General features: G+C 54.2%; 8 protein-coding genes and 2 pseudogenes. 4 read left to right on the top strand and 6 right to left on the bottom strand.

Annotation, left to right across the window (positions count from 1 at the left end; translation table 11 throughout):
• From RM811_RS06705 to RM811_RS06685, 5 genes and pseudogenes are all read right to left on the bottom strand, one after another.
• A pseudogene (locus tag RM811_RS06705) lies at positions 1–801 on the bottom strand (hypothetical protein); the annotation flags it as partial.
• Complete coding sequence (locus RM811_RS06700; protein WP_402522123.1) at positions 798–1,499, bottom strand: OmpA family protein; 702 nt, start codon at positions 1,497–1,499, stop codon at positions 798–800. The gene RM811_RS06700 and the pseudogene RM811_RS06705, both read right to left, overlap by 4 nt.
• A 3,853-nt stretch (positions 1,500–5,352) precedes the next feature.
• A pseudogene (locus RM811_RS06695) lies at positions 5,353–6,939 on the bottom strand (hypothetical protein); the annotation flags it as partial.
• A 1,155-nt stretch (positions 6,940–8,094) separates the two neighbouring features.
• On the bottom strand, positions 8,095–10,899 hold the full coding sequence (locus RM811_RS06690; RefSeq protein WP_402522121.1) for a hypothetical protein: 2,805 nt from the start codon (positions 10,897–10,899) through the stop codon (positions 8,095–8,097).
• 103 nt (positions 10,900–11,002) lie between these two features.
• On the bottom strand, positions 11,003–11,557 hold the full coding sequence (locus tag RM811_RS06685) for a hypothetical protein (RefSeq protein ID WP_402522120.1): 555 nt from the start codon (positions 11,555–11,557) through the stop codon (positions 11,003–11,005).
• A 584-nt stretch (positions 11,558–12,141) separates the two neighbouring features.
• On the opposite strand from RM811_RS06685, the gene RM811_RS06680 reads away from it, so the two are divergent.
• The 3 genes from RM811_RS06680 (at position 12,142) to RM811_RS06670 (ending at position 16,654) form a co-directional block, all read left to right on the top strand.
• Positions 12,142–12,729: a hypothetical protein gene (locus RM811_RS06680; protein ID WP_402522117.1), complete on the top strand. Its 588-nt coding sequence runs from the start codon at positions 12,142–12,144 to the stop codon at positions 12,727–12,729.
• A 296-nt stretch (positions 12,730–13,025) separates the two neighbouring features.
• A complete protein-coding gene (locus RM811_RS06675; protein ID WP_402522115.1) occupies positions 13,026–15,488 on the top strand; it encodes a TcfC E-set like domain-containing protein in 2,463 nt (820 codons plus the stop codon).
• A complete protein-coding gene (locus tag RM811_RS06670; RefSeq protein ID WP_402522112.1) occupies positions 15,485–16,654 on the top strand; it encodes a hypothetical protein in 1,170 nt (389 codons plus the stop codon). Before RM811_RS06675 ends, RM811_RS06670 begins: the two co-directional genes overlap by 4 nt.
• Here RM811_RS06670 and RM811_RS06665 read toward each other — a convergent pair.
• Positions 16,615–17,049: an extracellular solute-binding protein gene (locus RM811_RS06665; RefSeq protein ID WP_402522125.1), complete on the bottom strand. Its 435-nt coding sequence runs from the start codon at positions 17,047–17,049 to the stop codon at positions 16,615–16,617. The genes RM811_RS06670 and RM811_RS06665 overlap by 40 nt on opposite strands.
• A gap of 409 nt (positions 17,050–17,458) precedes the next feature.
• On the opposite strand from RM811_RS06665, the gene RM811_RS06660 reads away from it, so the two are divergent.
• Complete coding sequence (locus RM811_RS06660; protein ID WP_402522110.1) at positions 17,459–18,238, top strand: class I SAM-dependent methyltransferase; 780 nt, start codon at positions 17,459–17,461, stop codon at positions 18,236–18,238.
• The last annotated feature ends 48 nt before the right edge of the window (positions 18,239–18,286 follow it).

The following is an 18,286-nucleotide window of genomic DNA, read 5'->3' as shown; positions in this document are numbered from 1 at the left end:
AAAAGCGTTGCAGTTGAACTGTTTGTAACTGCATAACAGGCTTGAACCCTTGATGTAGCGCAACTCCCCGGGCAGGCGGTCCATCAATGTCACTTTGCTGTCGTAACTGCGTTTGTCCACCCGCATGAACGACATGGTTATTTCAACATTATCTCCCACATAGGCGGTATCCCTGTCCATGGATTTAGTGACGTTATAGACCACGCCCAGGCTTCGGCTCATCTGGTTGATCACCTGAGCCTGACAACGACCCGAGGCTGACAGTTTACCTGCGCTGGCCGGGCATTCTAGCCGATCCACCCTGGCAGACAGGATGACATCGGTGTAATCAATATCCGGTACCTTCGCTTCAATCAGCAGGTTAAGGCTCTCCCCTGGTAACAGGCTGACCGGCCCCTTCACTTTATTATCATCATTCGTCTGGCCGGAATGGTCCCGGTCGATATACAGCGTGGTTTTAACATATGGAGAAGCCTGGCTGTCCAGAAGATAGTCTGCGGGAATATTGCCAGAGTTAGTCAGCAGGTGAGGGAACACCAGCGTTTCTCCCAACGATCCCCAGAGGTGCTGCTCAGTGGTTAGCCGGGCTCCGGTCACCGGCTGCACCTGGGTGATAACCTCATTGGATGAGACATACGCCTGACCACCGGCCCCATCAAGAAAACTGGCGTTGGCCTGGGTATGGATCAGGGTGCCGGGTGGCGTCGCCGAAAAAACGATGGCTGGCAGTGACGATAACACAGCCACTACCAGCCAGAGCCTGATCTGGAAAATCTGCAGCGATGTTATGGGGTAATTCATAGCGGCGACACTACCCCCGAATCTAAGGGCAAACCAGCCTGTGTTTTCCTGCTATCCGTTGGGGGGGCAGGCTGGAGTACCGACTGCCCCGGTGGCAGCGGCTGCCCCTTGAGGTCAATGGGCAACAGTTCAACCCGGCGGTTCAGTGGCTCGTCATGATCTGCGGGCCTGCTCGCTCCCGGAAGTAACCGTTTTCCTGCCCACATCTGTTCGATACGATCTCTGGCCAGCCCCTGTTGCATCAGCCCGTCCGTCACTGCTGAGGCCCTGCGCCGCGACAAGGGTAAATTGAACGACTGAGAACCGATACTGTCGGTAAAGCCCCTGACCAGCACCCGGTGATCGGGGTGGTGATTCAGCCACTGCAGGTTACTCTCCAGTCGGGCTATTTGCTCCGGGCTCAAATCACTGCGGTTATAGGCAAAAAACACTGACCAGTGCCATTGCTGTGGGTGCTCGGGTATTGGCGGGAGCATCACCACCTGCTCCGGGCACAATGGCTGATCATAGCGGGCGTAGAGTGTTTCGGAGCTGACACAGCCGGTCAGGGCCTGAGCAACCATCAGTAACAGAAACCATTTTAATGAACGTTGCCCGCGGGCAGCGGTCTTAAACCAGGCAGGTCGGTTCGCTTGCGAGCCGACTCGTACCCCATCCGCCAGGCACCTGTTGAGGTCTGGAGTTACCGTCGAACTCACTGGTCGGCTCCCCTGAATGGGGAACCGACCTGCAGGTGACCTTTTGCGACAACGTCGAAGGCGGTTACGTATTAATTTGCCCATTTGCGACACCCTCTCCAGCGTGGGAATGCATACCGATACTTCAGACTGACTCCGTGCCTGTTGACGGGGGTGGTATGCATTCCCACGGAGGACTGTGGGACCGAGGGCAACTCCGGTTCCATGGAACGTATCAAACAGCCTTCGACTCCGCTCAGGGTGAACGGATATCGAGTCATAAGTCGGGAATTTATTAAGGGACTATTCCTGAGCAGGGCCCGCTTGCGCTTTTGCGGGCAACGGGTCGGAATCAAGGAAAGCCACAATTTCAACGAGCACCACCCGTAAAAGCCAGATTCACTTGTGCTTTTACGGGCAGCGGGCAGCGGGTAGCGGGCAGCGGTCTTAAGGATCATAAGTGAAACCAGTTAAACAGGGATTCGTCAAATTTGAATTGCAGGCTGAGGTGGATGCCTTCTGCGTTATACCCCTGGGCATCCAGGTCTTTATCCGAGAAGCCAATCCGGTTATACCAGGCACCAATCCTGAGATTACGCTCGACCAGATAGTAAAGGCCAACCCCCACAGACCAGCGGCGGCTGTCAAAACCCTCCACTGCCAGCAGCCCCCCGCGAAGATCCAGATCCCAGCGATGATTGAGATCGAGCGTCCACCGGGCATCAGCAAGGCCGGTCCGGCTCTGGTAATCAGACTGATCCAGCGATTGCTGCACCCACTTGCCACCGAGTCGGCCAGACAGTATCTGATCCGGACTGATCTGCCAGTTCTGGTGAGTGGAGAGCAGGTGCACCCGGCGGTTATCTTCTGATGACGCGCCATCCTCTTCTTTCCACTGGTAGAGATATAACCCATGCAGGTGATTATCCTGCTTCGGCCGACGGGCCAGCCCCAGGGTCAGGGCCTGTCTGCGGGTTCGGCGCTGCTGCCGGTCAGCGGGGGATTCCTGGCGGAATTCCTCCCGCAGCAGACCACTCCAGGCAACACTGAGCCGCCGGGCCACTGCCCCATCCAGACCATAGTAATCCTGTCGTTTACCGTGACGATACTCGACCCGGCCATTGACCCGCTGGCGACTGCCCCGTTTGTCCTGGAGGCCCATGGACAACGCCAGACCATCATTGCCATTGTCACCACTGACCGTATTCACCCATTCAACACTGGGGCTGATGGCCAGCCCTTTAGTAATTTCCAGCCGGGTATCGGCACCATTCACCCATTCCAGGCTATCACCGTTACTGGCGCCTCTCATGCGGTATTCAGAGTACGTGCTGGTATTGGCCAGCCAGTCACTTTTCACCCCCAGGGAAAACTGGTTCCGGTCGGTGCCACTGGCCACCGGGCTGAGCCGGTCGTCCCGCTCAAACCGGCCATATAAACCAACTTTGTCGTGCACTTTCCAGTCGCTGACCACTTCGGTACGCCAGCGATTATTGTCAAAAGCGTGTTCATATTCTGCTTTTACCGATGCATCTTTTGATAGCAGCTGAAAACGCTTTTCTACCCCAGCCAGCCCGGTCATATAGTTTGTCTGGTCCGCATCACTGCGCTGACGAATGTAACGGCTGCCAGCACTCAGCTGCCAGCCATGGGTGAGCCGGTGATCCAGATAAGCCCCCAGACTGTCCCCTTGGGAGGTACCGCTGCTTTCCAGAGATCGACTCAGATCGGCCTCTGCCCGAAGGTTAAGTCCCTCGCCCAGAGGGTGTTTGTGTTGCAGACGGGTTTCCTCCCGGCCGGCCGAGATCCCACTGCCGCTGTTGTTGAAATCCTGATCGGCCCTGGCCCAGGTCAGCTCCGTTCTGGCGTCATTGCGCCAGCGGTGTCTGGCCTTGATTCTCAGGGCGCTCCCATGACGATCAGTAATCCCGGTAGAGCCGGTATCAGTCATTTGTCCGGTCATATAAGCACCGGACAGCGCCACTGATGTGCGCTCAGAAGGTTGGTATTCCAGCCAGCCGCCACTGATATCACTGCCGTTGTCCTGATGGTCATCATGGGTGTAACTGAGCCCCAGTCGAAAGCTGTCTCCCAGTTTCCGGATAAACCGGATACCCGCCAGGGTATATTCCTTGCCATCACCCTCCACATCATAATTAACCCGGATCTGCTGCGGGTTACCCTGTTCGTCGTAGCGCAGGATGGGCTGGCTGAAACGCAGATAACCACTGTCATCGTCCAGAATGTAATCCAGTATCCGGCTGAGGGTGACCGACTGCAGCACCAGTCCTGGATTATCCCGGCCCAGGGTCTCCAGAATCACCGTTTCGCTGTGACGAACCACCGGGTGCTTATCCAACCGGTAATTCATGGCGGTACCATCGGGCAGGATGATTTCGATCAGGTGCTTATTGTCCGGACGCGCCGCAAACCCTTCAAACCGGGTGGTGCCATTGTCATAAATACCATTGAGACCATTCAGGTTGCGCTGAATACGGGCCAGATTGTTATCAGAGCCGTTGCTGTCGGTCTGATAATCTCCCCAGAGCAGGCTGTGACGGTCTTTTTCCAGCTTGCCGTAGAACTTGCCGCGACTCTGGGCATCATAACCCTGCTGGCTGGCGTCGCCGGTGATGGGGTAATAGTCATAAGGGTCTACCTCCCGAAACAGTTCCGCATCTTCTTTTTTGTGGCTGTCATAAGCCAGGGTCAGCTGCGTGTCTCTGGCCACCTCACCTTTGATAAACACCGCACTTCGGCTATGGTCCGAATAGCCCTCCTGAATCTCGTCAAGATCCGGCACCGGACTGCTGATGCGGCCGTGCCCGGCGTTCATCTCCACCATACCCACGGCAAACAGCGGCCGGGGAGCTGCCGTCTGGGTAATCTCTGCTTCCCCTCGCAACTCGCCCGTTGATGCCCTCAGGGTTACCGGCCCGGGGGGCATGCCTGAGCGTAAGTGGACCGTTATCTCACCCTGGTCAATCCGGACCTGGTGACCGGGTTGAAGATCCTGGATATCCGCTTCCTGCCAGTGTCCTGCACTGCTTTCCAGAGTGACAAAATACACGCCACGGGCTGGCTGGCCCTGTTTATCCAGAAGTGCTATGCGCACCGGTAACGCACTTCTGCCTTCATCTGCCGGAAGCATTTCTGCTGCTGGTGTCAGGTTGATGCTGGCTGCTGTCCCGGCATGGGTAAACTGGCCGCTGGCCAGAATCCGCTCGTTGCCAAAGGCATCGCTGGCCCGGATGGATAACTCATTAATCCCTTCCTCAAGGGGGATGCCATACCAGGCCAGCACCTGGGCCTGTTCCCGCTGGTTGATCAGTTGTTCACCCAGACGATCCGCGCTCACTGGCTTGCCATTGAGGTAAAGAATGGGGTTCACGCCCCCGCGCACCACTGCCATAAAGCGGCCATCCGCTTGAGTCCCCGCAGGCCAGAGCCAGGTACCGGCTTCCGCCTGTTGTCCGGTGACTGTGGTGATCACCTCACTGGTAATGGGCATGGCTGATATTGGCGAGGCACCCGGGGTTGACGATCCCTCGCTATTGCCCGGATCAGGCGTTTGTGCGGTCACTTTATCCTTCGCAACCGGACTTTCCCGGGGGCCCAGAATAACGCCGTGGGAAAGATCACCGGTGTTATCCGCCTGTGCCAGCGGTTTCGTCCGATGAAACCGGGTCGCATCATCCAATAGCCAGTCGCTATTGATGCCCTGGTTTCGCGCCTTGATCTGGTTGAAAATCCGGTCAATATCAGCAGTGCCACAGACGGGACATCGTGCGGCAAAATCTCCCCGGTGCATTTCCCCGGGGGCAATATCGGCAAAACGGCTGCCGCCATCCGCTGCATTCCGGTTGTCCAGCGGGGTTAACACCAGCCCTTCCGGCAGGGTAATGGGGTCCACTCGCAGTACATGATTACCCGGCCGAATGCCCATCAGGCTGTACTGGCCGTTTTCATCGGTGATCGCCCAGGTACCATCCTCCATATAGATCCGCACACCACCAATGGGCCACTCGCCCGGGCTTTGTATACCATCACCGTTGCTATCCACGTAAACCTTGCCGAACAGAATGGCCCTGTCCGATAACACGCCGGTCATTTTTACCCGCACCTGGGCCCGGGCTTCTGCGGAGTCGATGGACTGCCCGGCAAAGCCTTGACGAGCCCGGGCCCGAGCCCGGTTAACTCCATCACCATCCACAGCGCCAGCACCGGCCCGCAGCACATAGCGGATAGTCAGCTCCGCGTGTTCTTTCAGGTCCACCAGGATATTTTGAATACTGAAAGTAAGCTGTCGTCCGGGAGCGCCGGCTGGATCCGGTGCCCGCTCTCCATCAATTCGCACACTGCCGCTGAGATATTTGAAACCAAAGGGCAATGTGTCCTCCACCTGCAGGTTATACAGTTTCAGATCAGAATTATTTTTCACTGTCAGCTCATAAGCGACCACCTCACCCGGCGCCACCTCCGGTTGCAGGACGGTTTTGGTCAACACCAGCGAGTTGACCTGCAATCTGGGGTCCAGGGGAATATCAAACGAATCCAGTGGCAGAAACGGGTCCACGATAAAAGAACCCTTGAGATTGACCCCTCCTCTCTCCCCCTCTTTCCAGATCTCACCGGGAACCCCATTCTCACCATAGGAGGCGTCGGTGACGTGTTTTTCGAGCAGTTTGTCCGGTGGTACGTGTGAGGGAAATGCATAATCCCCACGCGGTATCACCCGGATAAAAAATCGTCCGTCAGGCAACCTCGGAAATCTAAACTGGCCATCACTGTCGGTCTGCTGTACAGCCAACGGCTTTCCTGTCTCCGGACTGACAGCGATGTGACCCAGCAGATCGGTAAAATTAATCCAGACTCCACCCAGGGGTTTGAACGTATCAGAACTGAATATCGTACCGATGGGGCTGACACTGGCAGTACTGTGATAGTTCTTCAGGGTGACCGGGTCGGTCACTTCCACCCGAAGATGGTCATTGATGCCAGTCCGTAACTGGCAGTCTGACCCCGGCTGACTGAAATCAGGTGCCGGGCTGTCCGACCGGCACAGACGATCACCGCCACTCTCCTGATCAGTCAGATGCAGTGGTGCATGACTGCGAAACAGTCGGGTATTCACTCCGGTTTCCTGCAACAATACCCGGATGCTGTCACCGCTGCCGGAGGTGACGGTCACCTCCAGGGTGTCCACTTTCTCCGCTGAGTCGGGAAAATTCCCGCCGTGTACTTCCAGATACACATCCTCCCGGGTATCCCGGTTGGCAGCGTCCAGAAAATAGAGGCCGGTGGGGACAAAGGCATCGCGGAAAGCCGGTGGTTGGCCCAGGTATTCCGGCCGGACAAAATAGAGTAAAGGATCCTCGCCAATCTCAGCCGGTTCGGTTATCCGGGTCACGACCTCATTACTGACCAGCCCAGGCCCATAACCGCTGTTAGTGAAAGGCATCTCGGCCTGGTTAACAATCAGCGTATCCTTCCTGATATCGTTGGAAATCACCGTGGTAAAGGTCAAACGGGCGGAGTGACCCGGAGCAAAATCCTCCCGGGGCAAGAACAGGCCAATCCGGGTCAGGGTCTCCCGATGGTTCCAGTGCTCATATCGAAGCCACTCCCCGGCCAGGGTGTGCACCACGACGGCGGCCTGATCCGGTGCTGCCGTCGGGGCGATGACAGGATGCAGCCAGGTATAGGGCTGAATAGGATCTTCCAGCAGTACGCCCAGCCAGTCCTCGCCGTCCACCCTTACCTGCCGGGGTGGCAATAACATATCCCCGGTATTCTGCAGGTCGAGATGATAGTTGAGTTCATCTCCCGGTAAAGCGGCGGCTTTGTCCACCGTTTTCAGGAGGCGCACCGCCAGAGCGGCCAGAGTTACCTGGTCTTGATTGCTGGCCTGCATCTGATTGTCCAGTTCAGAGACTGCGGACAATGTCAGAATAAACCGGTCTCCGGACTGACCAGTGACCGGCACGGTAGCCACCACCACCAGCTCAATGGCCGCACCGGCTTCCAGTTCAGGGGTTGCGGTCACCGGCACAGCTTCCGGTGATGGCAGCACCCCCTCGTAGATAAAGATCGCCGTTCGATCCAGCCCCGCAGCGTCCAGAGTCAGCTGGAAACGATCCCGGCTGTTACCCAACTGGGTCAGTCGATGAATAAAAATCACCTGTTCCCCGGGGCTGGCCTGCTGGCTCTGATCCTCTTCAAGGCGCACCGCTGCCACTGCCGCCACCCGAAACGATGCGATATTGGACTGGATAGTAACGCTCTCTCCGAACTCCGGGTCAAAAAAGCTGACCTCGGACTGAGCACGGATCACCGTGTCTGCCGCCGTCATGGCATTCACCGGACAGGCTGCCGCCAGCAGCAGAGACATGACCAGAATGGCAATGAAGTGACAATGGAAAAAGCAGAGAACGTTTTTAGTCATACTGCCTGTGGACGGTTCACGTTGATTCACCGCTGCCGGAATCTACAACTTCATCCGGCATGGCTTCTGCTGTTCTTTGTTGATATCTGCCGGCGGAGGATTGACTGCCAGCAAACCAGTGGTTACCGCTGTCTCTGTCCAGAGATTAACCCCGGACAGAGACACCACGGATCATTCAATCACCACCTCGAAGGTCGTTTCAACGGAGACACCAGCGCCCAGGTTACCGCCCGGTTTTTCAGTGAGGGCATTGTCAGCACCGTCGCCTACGTAGAAGGTGATTTTATTACCATCAACCTTCACCTGTTTGGGGTCTGCATCAGTACCATTGATTTTCGGATTGCCCGCAATAGCAGTGCCTGTGGCCAATTGAGTGAATGCTGGCGCGTTCTCATAAATGATCACATTTTCAGCCACACCTACCGAGGTATTGGTAGCAATGACTTTCCAGACCACCCGTTTGCCCGGTGCAACCCTGGTCGACAACACTTCCTCGAAAGCGCCGTACACTCCCGTAGATTCATCTACCGTAGCAACGGTTTTATTCGATGTAATCCGTGCTTCAGACGGGCTGAGCACCCGGGTTGTATCGGTTATTGCCGCCGTAGTCATTATTTTTCCAGTACTAACGTCCATTCCTCTGGCTTCCAGGGTCAGGACAAACTCGGAACCCGGAGGCAGTGTGGCTTCCGCGGTAATCCTGACCGTCACTTTTTCTTCTGCGCCGGGAGCCATGGTCGAATAACCGGCGACCGAGTCCTCCGTATTGATTGGCGTTCCATCCGCTTTTTTCACGCTATAGCTCCAGCCTGACGGAAGCGTAAAGTCCGCCGGTGGGAGAATAGCCACATTAAGCGCGATATTGCCGTTGTTAGTCAGGGTGTGCTGGTACTCAATAAAGCTTCCGGCTTCTACCTGCCCTTCGGAATCGGGGGTAAAGGCCAGCACATACTCACTGGTCAATATCAGCTTGTCGAGGGTGCTGTTGGTGTTGCCGCTGCCACGGGCGGAGGCCGTAAACCTGACATCATAATCACCAGCGGGCATGCCCCACGGGGCGCCCGACAGTTCCAGGGTGGCAATGACTTTCATCACGGTCTCTGCCGGCAGCAGGGGCGTACTGGTGATCACTGCACCGGTGGCGGCGGCAAGTTCATTGCCTTTTTTATCGTAAATACCGTCATGGCGCCAGGTCACCTGCCACTGTGTGTTGGTGTCCTTGATAGAAGCGGCGGTACTCACGTCAAAGCTCAGGCCGAAACTGTCGGAAACCTCGGACCGATTAGCAATATAGAGACCAAACTCCGCCGCCTCACCTGCCTTACGGGTCAGCACAGAGCTGACCTGGCTCACCGGGTCAAAATCTTCACTGGCCTTATCCTGGAAAAAGTCGGTGATCTTAGTGACTTCTCCGTCAAACACAATACGGTCGGTAGTGGCCGCAAAGTTGGCCAGATCGACATTGGCCGACGTTATCTTACCCAGTATTTCAGTCACGCTGTCCGTAAAGCTGGCATCAGTCACCGATACGGCCGTCAGAACGGCTTTATAGGGGCCTGCTACGGGAGTGGCGTCGGCGGGCAGACTGGCCCTGACCATGATTTTGATCTGATGACCGGGTTTCAACAGACTTTTCAACAGGCCAGTATCGTCCTTACCATCCACATTCGTATCAGACAGGGGGATCGTTCCGGTTTCATCCCACAAGGTAAAGTCGGTCCCTTTGGGAAAACTGGTATTAGTGACCTCCAGATTGAAAATATCCTGTCCATTACCAATGTTGGTAATGAGGTTGATAAATTCGGCAACACCACCCGCAGAGGCGCTGGCCACCATTTCCTCATGACTGGTGTTGTCATGATTTTTTGCGCTGACTCCATACAGTTGTGGAAGCGTGACTTCGGTGAGATTACTTTCGCTGACCAGTTCCCAGATCCTGTCTTGGTCCCTGCTGCCATACCCGACCCAGGCTTTGTCTTTCATCAAGGTACCGGCCTCAAACAAATGAAGCGATTTTTCGACAGCACTGTAGGGCACACTGAACTCCAGAGAAGCACTGGCACCACTTTTCAGCCCGGTGATGGCAACATATAGCCCGCTCGCATGGTTGTTCTCCGGAATCAATAGAACACCCGAAGGCAACTCCGCCTGAAGTTTCGCGGCATCCTTGATTTCTATATTGCCCAACCGAGCATCGGTGGTTGGGTTTGTATTCAACGCGGTCAGGTCAATAAATTTCGGGAAAAAGTCGTAAATACCACCACTGTCGAGATCCGCCCCATTGTTTTTAATCTGCAGCCGGTAAGTAACCTCTCCGTCAATGGTAGAGCTGCCCGGCGTATGCCTGATTACCTGTTTGCTGACCTGCAGTACCGCACCGTCAGTGATGGTAATCGTATCGATATTTTCCAGCAGGCCATCGGCAGTGGCCGATGACGCTGGCCGACCAGCGGCCGTCGCTATCAATGCCAGCGATAGCGTATCGCTGCTGATACTGGCTGATACCGACGCAGCCACTATCAGACTGACGCTTTTACCTGAAGCGACCGGCACTTCCTCCGAACCGAAAATTTCCGGTTCACCACTGGAGGGCTGACCATCGCCATTGATGTCCAGATAGATTTTCACATCACTCAGGTCATTGGCACTGGCACTGGGAGACTTGCCTGCCCACAGGGTAAAACGGTCGTCGGTATTGCCGTTGTTGGTCAGCTGGTGAGAGAAATACACCGTTTGCCCCGGCGCTGACGCGATGGTCTGGTCATGTTCCAGCAGTGCGCTGTAAACCTCCGCAACGGTGACCACGGCTTCATTGGACAAGGCCGTATATTCGTTGCCCAGACTGTCCTGATAGGTGACCGTTGCCTTGTTCTTGATTTCATAACCCGCCGGCGCCAGTGCCAGGGCTGTCGTCAGCCAAAGCATGCCGATCACCAGCAGGGCAATGCCCCAAAAAGCGTTAGAATAGTGTTTCATTGATGGGTACACGACGTTTCCAACCTCTTAACGGTTTAGCTGTGCAAAGACGGATAAGTTCGTTACAGAAAAAACAAGAGAAGAAAAACCATTGATGCGGCGATTAATTCACCTGCACCCGGTATTTAAAGACATGCATGGTTCCGGATTTGATCATCCCGGGCTGCCAGCGCAAATGGGTGTATTCAGAGGCTGGAACCACGGCCAGAACCGATTGCCCCTCCTTATTCTTGCGCATTCGTTTGATGGGTGCCTGCCCCCAGCTACGACCTCCGTCAATGCTGTACTCCAGCTTGCCGGCAGTTTTAGACGTAGCGGATTTTTCCAGATAGCGGGTTCCCTCCGGAATCACCGCTTGAATGTTGGCTCCGGACAATGATTTTTTCGTGGGGTTGGTAAAGGTGACCCGATATTCCAGAGTGCTGCCGGGTACGGTCTTTGGTAACTGGTCAGCGGTGGCCTGGGACTGACCCTCTCCGGTAACCGCTTCAATCACTTCGCGGCCATCTTTACTGGTGACCAGAAAGCCCTGAAGTCCAGTGGTTGGCTGATCTTTCGAGAGACCATAGGCACTGACGGTGGACAAACTCAGTACCACCATCAGTAATAACAACAACAACAACAGGCAGGTCATACGTATTGTCAATACACGGTTCATATCATGAGTCATCTCGAAATAGAAAGCCGGTCGTTGAGGATCTCTTACCCCTGATTTTTTCATGGATAGAACACAGGAGCGTATCCCGTGTCATTAATCAAAAGGCAAAGCAAACGAAATTAATTTCAGTTCGTCGTCTTCAGCAAGAGGGGGGGAGATCTGCCTAAAAAGTAGACCATTGTCCGATATCTAACAAGTTGAATACGTACAGTGAATAACCTGTCAGGCACAAGTGCGCGGATTGATCAGTGCTTACTATATAAAGTCCACATGATGACGCGGTATTCGCGTATTTCCTGATCAAAAATTGTCGGTAATTGCTGGTTTTCTTGTTTTTTTATTTCTGTAAGGTAGACGTCCGCCTTGTTCAGGGCGATTGCATCAAGCAAACACACGTACTGCCGTATATCAAAAACATAGAGCTACTCACTCCTTATTCTGACATTTGAAAGTGACTATCTCTATTTTCAACACATTAGATTAATCAGTAACAATTAAATTCAGGTGTTTTTTTCCTTATGCAATCGTCCTGTTGCCCTGATAAGGCCAGGCAGATTCACTGAAGTTAACTACTCGGAGCTGTTTTGACAAAATCGATATTCAAGAAAGTGGTTCGTACCCTGATGACCGGTGCGGTGGTTCTGGGTGTTATGCAGGCATCGATGTCTTATGCCGCAACCGATGGTGCTCTTGGAGCAACGTCAGAAGGTAAGGTGAATATCACCCTGACAACCAACCCCCTGGTAAAAATCACGGGTCTGGATGATATCAATATGGTGTTTGACGGCACCTCCACGGATATACTGACATCAGAAGTTCAGTTCTGTGTGTTTACCAATAAAGCCGACCCGAAGTACATCATGGATGTTGAAAGCGAAAATCAATCGTTCCAATTAACCGCCGCTAACGGCAACACCGATACCGTTGATTACAATGTTTACGTCGCTAACAGTTCAGTGAGTAACCACAACGGAGCCAATACAATATGGGGGCCAGAACAAGGCAATGAACCAGCCTCAGGCCTGGAAGGCGGCAACGAGGAAGATTTACTGGTCTGTGGTGATGGCGCTGAGAATACCAAAATGTGGGTAGTTACCAATGAGCTACAGGCGAAGACGGTGCAACCGGACAGCTACACAGATACTCTGACCCTGACGGTTTCTGCCAGCTAATCCTTCCTTTCCAGAATACCTTTCTTATATAGCTATGCTACTTTTCTGGCATAGCTTTTTTTTGTTGCTAGCGGGTGTAATTAAAAGTGCTCCCTGGTTGCTGTCATCCTGTACAGGGATTGTACGGGATCCATTCACAGGGAGGTGACTGTCCGATGGTTGGCTTTTATGCCCTTTGGGTAATCCCTGCCAGATGGATTGTGTACAATCCCTGTACACAATGACCGCCGCGTAACACTTTTAATTACACCCGTCGCTGCCCCTTCCATTTCCATTCCGGCAAAAAAATCTCACTCATGCTGAGCGGTTTGCGTAATGCCATACAATGGCCAAGCCCTGGTTCACTGGTGCTGATGTGGTTGCTTATTGCTCAGGGTTATGTTGGCCCGGAATCGGCCGTTGCGTCGTCAACAGTGCCTCCCGGCTTTGAGAATCTGTTCAAACCGGCCAAAACACTCATGGACGTCTATTATGGCGGCCGCATGCTGCCCGGTCAGCAGATTACCTATACCCCGGATACCGTGCAATTCAGCCAGCCGGAAAAACTGGCGCAACAGATTCCGGGGCTCAGCAACCAGGCAGCCGTTGTCGAGGCATTGACCGGCAAGCTGGATGCCCACGCCGATAGGGCCTGTCATTATCAGGGACAGCCAGAGTGTGGACGACTACAGCCGTCCGTTGCCGGTGTCATCTTTAATGAGAACCGGTTCCGGGTGGATATTTTTGTCAATTCTGACCACCTCATGGTCACGCCGGTTGATCGCCATAAATACCTTCCTCCGTCCCAGGCAGGCATGTCACTGATTCAGAGCCTGGGTGTTGTCGCATCCGGTACCCGGGGTGGAGACAGCGAACAGGATAACTACAACCTGTATGGCAACTCACAGCTCGCCTTTCGTGAAAATGATCTGGAGATGGGCTGGGACTACGCCAGCACGACTCATTTCACCATCAGCACCCTGCAGCTACAACGGGAATTAGAAGGACGCCGTTACCAGGCTGGTCTGGTAAGCACTCAGGGGCTGTTTCGTTTTACCACTGACCAGACGCTCTGGGGGCTCAGATATAGCAGCTCTGACAGCACCCGGATAGATCAGGGGCTTACCCAGGGGACACCACTGGAGGTATTTCTGCCAGTCCGGGGACGGGTGGACGTTCTGAAAGACAACCGCCTGATCTATTCCACCCTGCTGGAAGCCGGTAACCGACTGCTGGATACCTCATCATTTCCCCGGGGGGCCTATGATGTCGCGCTCCGGATCCGGGATGAGGCTGGGCAACTGATCAGCGAAACGACCCGGTTCTTTGCCCGACAGTCAGAACTGCCGCCTATGGGCGATCCCTGGTATGCCCTGGAAGCCGGGCGTCTGGCCAATACCGGTGCAGACCATGTTCTGCCGGAAGCCATGGCACCCTGGGTTACCCGTGGCAGTGTCAATGTCCGGTTACAGGATACGCTGGCCGGTAGTCTGGCAGTGGCGGCGGTTCCCGGTGAGTCCGTGCTGGAAACCGGGCTGTTTGCCATGATCCGGCAATGGGAACTCAGCCCCGGTCTGATGGTGGCCAGTGACGGCAGCAAGGGGGCTCGCCTCAACGGCTTCTACCGGGCAGAACTCTGGTCGTTATCGTTAGACTACCGTCGTTTATGGCGAAAAGATGAACCACCGGAATCCGGGAGCGGCTACCCATCCATTCATTTGCTGTCAGAGGCCAGTGAACAGGCATCAATAAACGTCAATATCGGTCTGTTTGGTGGTAATCTGTCGTACCGGGTAGCCAGCCAAAAGGATGACACTCAAGGGCGAACCAATCGGCATACGACGACATTCAGCCGAACGATGTACCGGGGTAATCAGTTCGATATTGCCTTGCGACTGGATCTGAGTGCCACCGGTGATGACCGTATCGCCCTTATCAATCTGGACTGTCGCCAGCGAACCGATCACTGGAATTTTTCGGTTACCCCACATTACCAACGCAGTCGTGTTGACAGTGAGTATTGGGACGGGGAGTCAAGCTGGCGGGCATCGGCACGCTGGGATAGCCGCGCACAACTGGAGGCGGATTTGTCGGCCGGAATCAATATCGATCACCGCCAGACCAGCGACAGCCTGAGTATGGACGTTGACTATGGCACACGCCTGGGCCGGATCGATATGACCCTCAGCCATATCGCCAACAGGGATGCTGAAAATACCACCAGCTATGTGCTCAGTGGTGCCACCAGTTTCCTCTCCAACGGGCGTGATATTGCGGTTGGTGGTGATCGTGTGGGGCGCAGTGGCATGGTCGTGCAATTGCATGGCGCGCCGGATGCCCGGTTCGATGTACTGGTTAACGGCCAGAGGCAAGGTTATGCCATTGGTGGCAAGACATCGGTGATTCTCCTGCCGCCGTTTGCCACCTACGAAGTCAGGCTTAAGGCCCTTGGTGAAGGTTTCTACGACTTCACCGAGATGGTGCGGGAAATCACCCTGTATCCCGGTAACGTCATGACTCTGGACTATCAGGTTACCGCCTTGAGGATTATCTATGGTCAGGCCATCGACAGCAATGGGAAACCACTGGCCAAGACAAGGATTACTAACGCCGGAGGCTTTTCCAGTACGGATGAATTCGGGCTCTTTCAGGTGGAAGTGGACAATACGGTGGAGGCGCTGATGCTGGAAAAGGCAGACGGAACCCTCTGCCGCCTGTCGGTCACCAGTCAGTCCGGGGATAGCTTAATCCTCAACCTGGGCAGGAGCCAGTGCCAATGACAACTTGGGTAAAAATCATCTTGCCGGGTCTGCTGTCTGGTGTGATTGTCGCCTGCAGCGCCCTGTTAAATCCTGCTTCAGGAAGCTCCGGAAGACAGGTGTGCGACCCCACCGGAATTGCCCAGCCCGGTTCGGAGGGTATGGCGATCAGCTTCTGTGAAAATGGTGTTCGCAAGAACGGTGGTAATCTTACCGGGTTGACCATCGACTGGGATCCTGAAGCATCCGTGTTGACCGCCTTCAGGGATTTCCAGATCCGTTCCTGCGGCAGTGCCAGCTGCTCTTACCGCACGCATTACACCGTCAGCGGCGATATTGATCCGGGCAACCCCCAGCTGGAGCTGACCCAAGACTACGGCTCAGCAAAACTGCCGGTTACGATTACCTTCAAACAGATCAATAATAACCGGCAGATAGCGCTGCCCAATAAGCATGCCAAAGTCTGCCCCGGCACAGGGGGATCTTTCTCTGACTGTCCCCTTGACGGAGCAGGATTGTTCAGGGGCGGGGATGATGATCGCTTCAATACCCTGGACAGTGATGATATTCCCGATCAGCGATGTCCACGCTGTCTGCCGGTCAGACTAAACGTGGAATTCAGTCGCCAGGGGCTGGAAAACAGCGGCCTGCTCAGGTCTGGTCACTATTCTGGCGTGCTGGAGCTGATCGTGCATCAGGCCAGAAAATCAAGCAATATCAACAGCAATAATGATTCAGGCAAGGAAAATACCATCCGCCTGTATATTGATATTGACGTTCCTCCGCTGGTCCGGATCAGTCGCCTGCGCGATGTGTGGCTGGAGTCCCCAGAATATTTCAGCACCCAGCCTGTCTGTGTGTACCATAACGATGGTGGTGAAGTCGAGCTTGTGGTTCAGGGGTTGCATGATGAGAAAAACAGGTTCTGGTTAAGAGCCAGTGCCGCCTCGGGAAAATGTCGAAAGGGGAATTCCACATGTATCGAGTATCTCGTAAAGTTCCGACAAAACGATCATGAGGTCAACATGAAACCGGGGAAAAAAGAAAAGAAGGGATTTACCGGAAGTGACAGTTACAACTGTACGACGGGCAACAACATGCAGCTGGTCATTGAAGCACCCGGGGCCGGAACCGTGCCTGATGACACCTACACCGATACCCTGTCAATTACCGTGTCAGCGAAGTAAGAGAAGTAAGGACTGTCCTTAAATAACTTCCCCCTTTCACTATCCACCGGATCGTCTTCCCCGAGGTGTGCTTTGACCAGATCCGGGTTGTAGCCAATTCCGGTGGTGCTCCAGAGATAGGGGAAAGAGTGCTGGATTTTCGGGTCGAAGGCTTCCACCAGAGTCATTAACCCGGTATCCAGATGCTGCCAGTTGGGTAGCTGCGATTTGTCCAGCGGCTGGCAGACACCCGCCTTGATCTGATGGGTCATGAACTCGGCAGACGGTGCCACGATATCATAGCCGCTACCGCCGGCCAGTAGTTTTGCCTCCAGCACTTCGTTACTGTCAAAGACATCGTAACGAACCTTGATACCAGTCTCCTGCTCAAAATTGGCAATGGTATCTTCGGCAATATAATCCGACGCGTACGCTGAGTCTCAACAGTATTGGCAGCGACAGACGATGAAGTCGCCAGGGCATAAGCCATGGATATGGAAAAGCAGGTTATAGACATCCAAAGACGTCTGTTTATGGTGAGTTGCAGCATGTTGCGAATGAAACCTTCAGTAAAACCTTCTGATAAACGATAGCGACTCAACGGAGCCAGCTACACCCCCGGTCATCAAAGTGATGAAATGAAGGCGCGGACAATAGCAACATGATCTGATGATGGCCATTACTGTTGATCGTGACTGTGGATAAAATCTACTGATCATCGGTGCTGTCGATAAAGCCCTTGCCAGCCATCACCCATCACCCATTGCAAGAGCAACTCAGGTGGTGATAGATTCCTCATCCTCCTGACTCACTTTTTATGTACTGATGTCTACTCAGCTATTTATTCTTCCCTCAGATAATCCTCAAATACAGGCTCAGCTGGCGTCTCTGGCAGAGCAGTTAAATATTGAATGTTGCCTGAGCGCAAGCCAGCAGCCGGAAGGGGCTCTGGTAATCAGTGATCCGTCTGGCATGGTTTCAGTTCATCGAGCCGGTTCTAAGGACAAACCAGTTACCGTTGACTTTGTTGGTGGAAAAGCCGGGCATCGGCGCAAGTTTGGTGGTGGCAAAGGGCAGGATATTGCCAAGGCTGTAGGGCTGAATAAAGGGGTGAAACCGTCAGTACTGGATGCAACCGGAGGCCTTGGGCGGGATTCATTTGTTCTGGCCAGCCTGGGATGTCAGGTTAGCATGATTGAACGTTCCCCGGTTGTTGCAGCCCTTTTGGAAGATGGCTTGCGTCGTGGGCTGGAAGATATTGATGTCTCACCCATTGCAGAAAAGATGTCTTTGCTCAAAGGCAATGCTATTGAGCTGATGACATTATCGGAAAATAAATACGACGTCGTTTATCTTGATCCCATGTTCCCTCACCGGGAAAAGTCAGCACTGGTTAAGAAAGAGATGAGATTGTTTCAGGATTTACTGGGAGATGATCCGGATGCAGACCGGTTACTGAAACCTGCCCTGGATATCGCCCGATACCGGGTGGTTGTTAAGCGGCCGAGGCTGGCGCCGGATCTGAATGGTCAGGCTCCAACCTATCGGCTGGAAGGTAAATCCTGTCGTTATGATATTTATGTGTTAAAGGCATTTAGCAGCTGATCGGAACTACTCACTCCCATACCGCAGGGTGTGGGAGTAAAAAATATC

Origin of the sequence: Endozoicomonas sp. (assembly GCF_031844845.1) — a bacterium.
Lineage (GTDB): Bacteria > Pseudomonadota > Gammaproteobacteria > Pseudomonadales > Endozoicomonadaceae > Endozoicomonas.
This window is presented reverse-complemented; position numbering and strand designations above follow the sequence as displayed.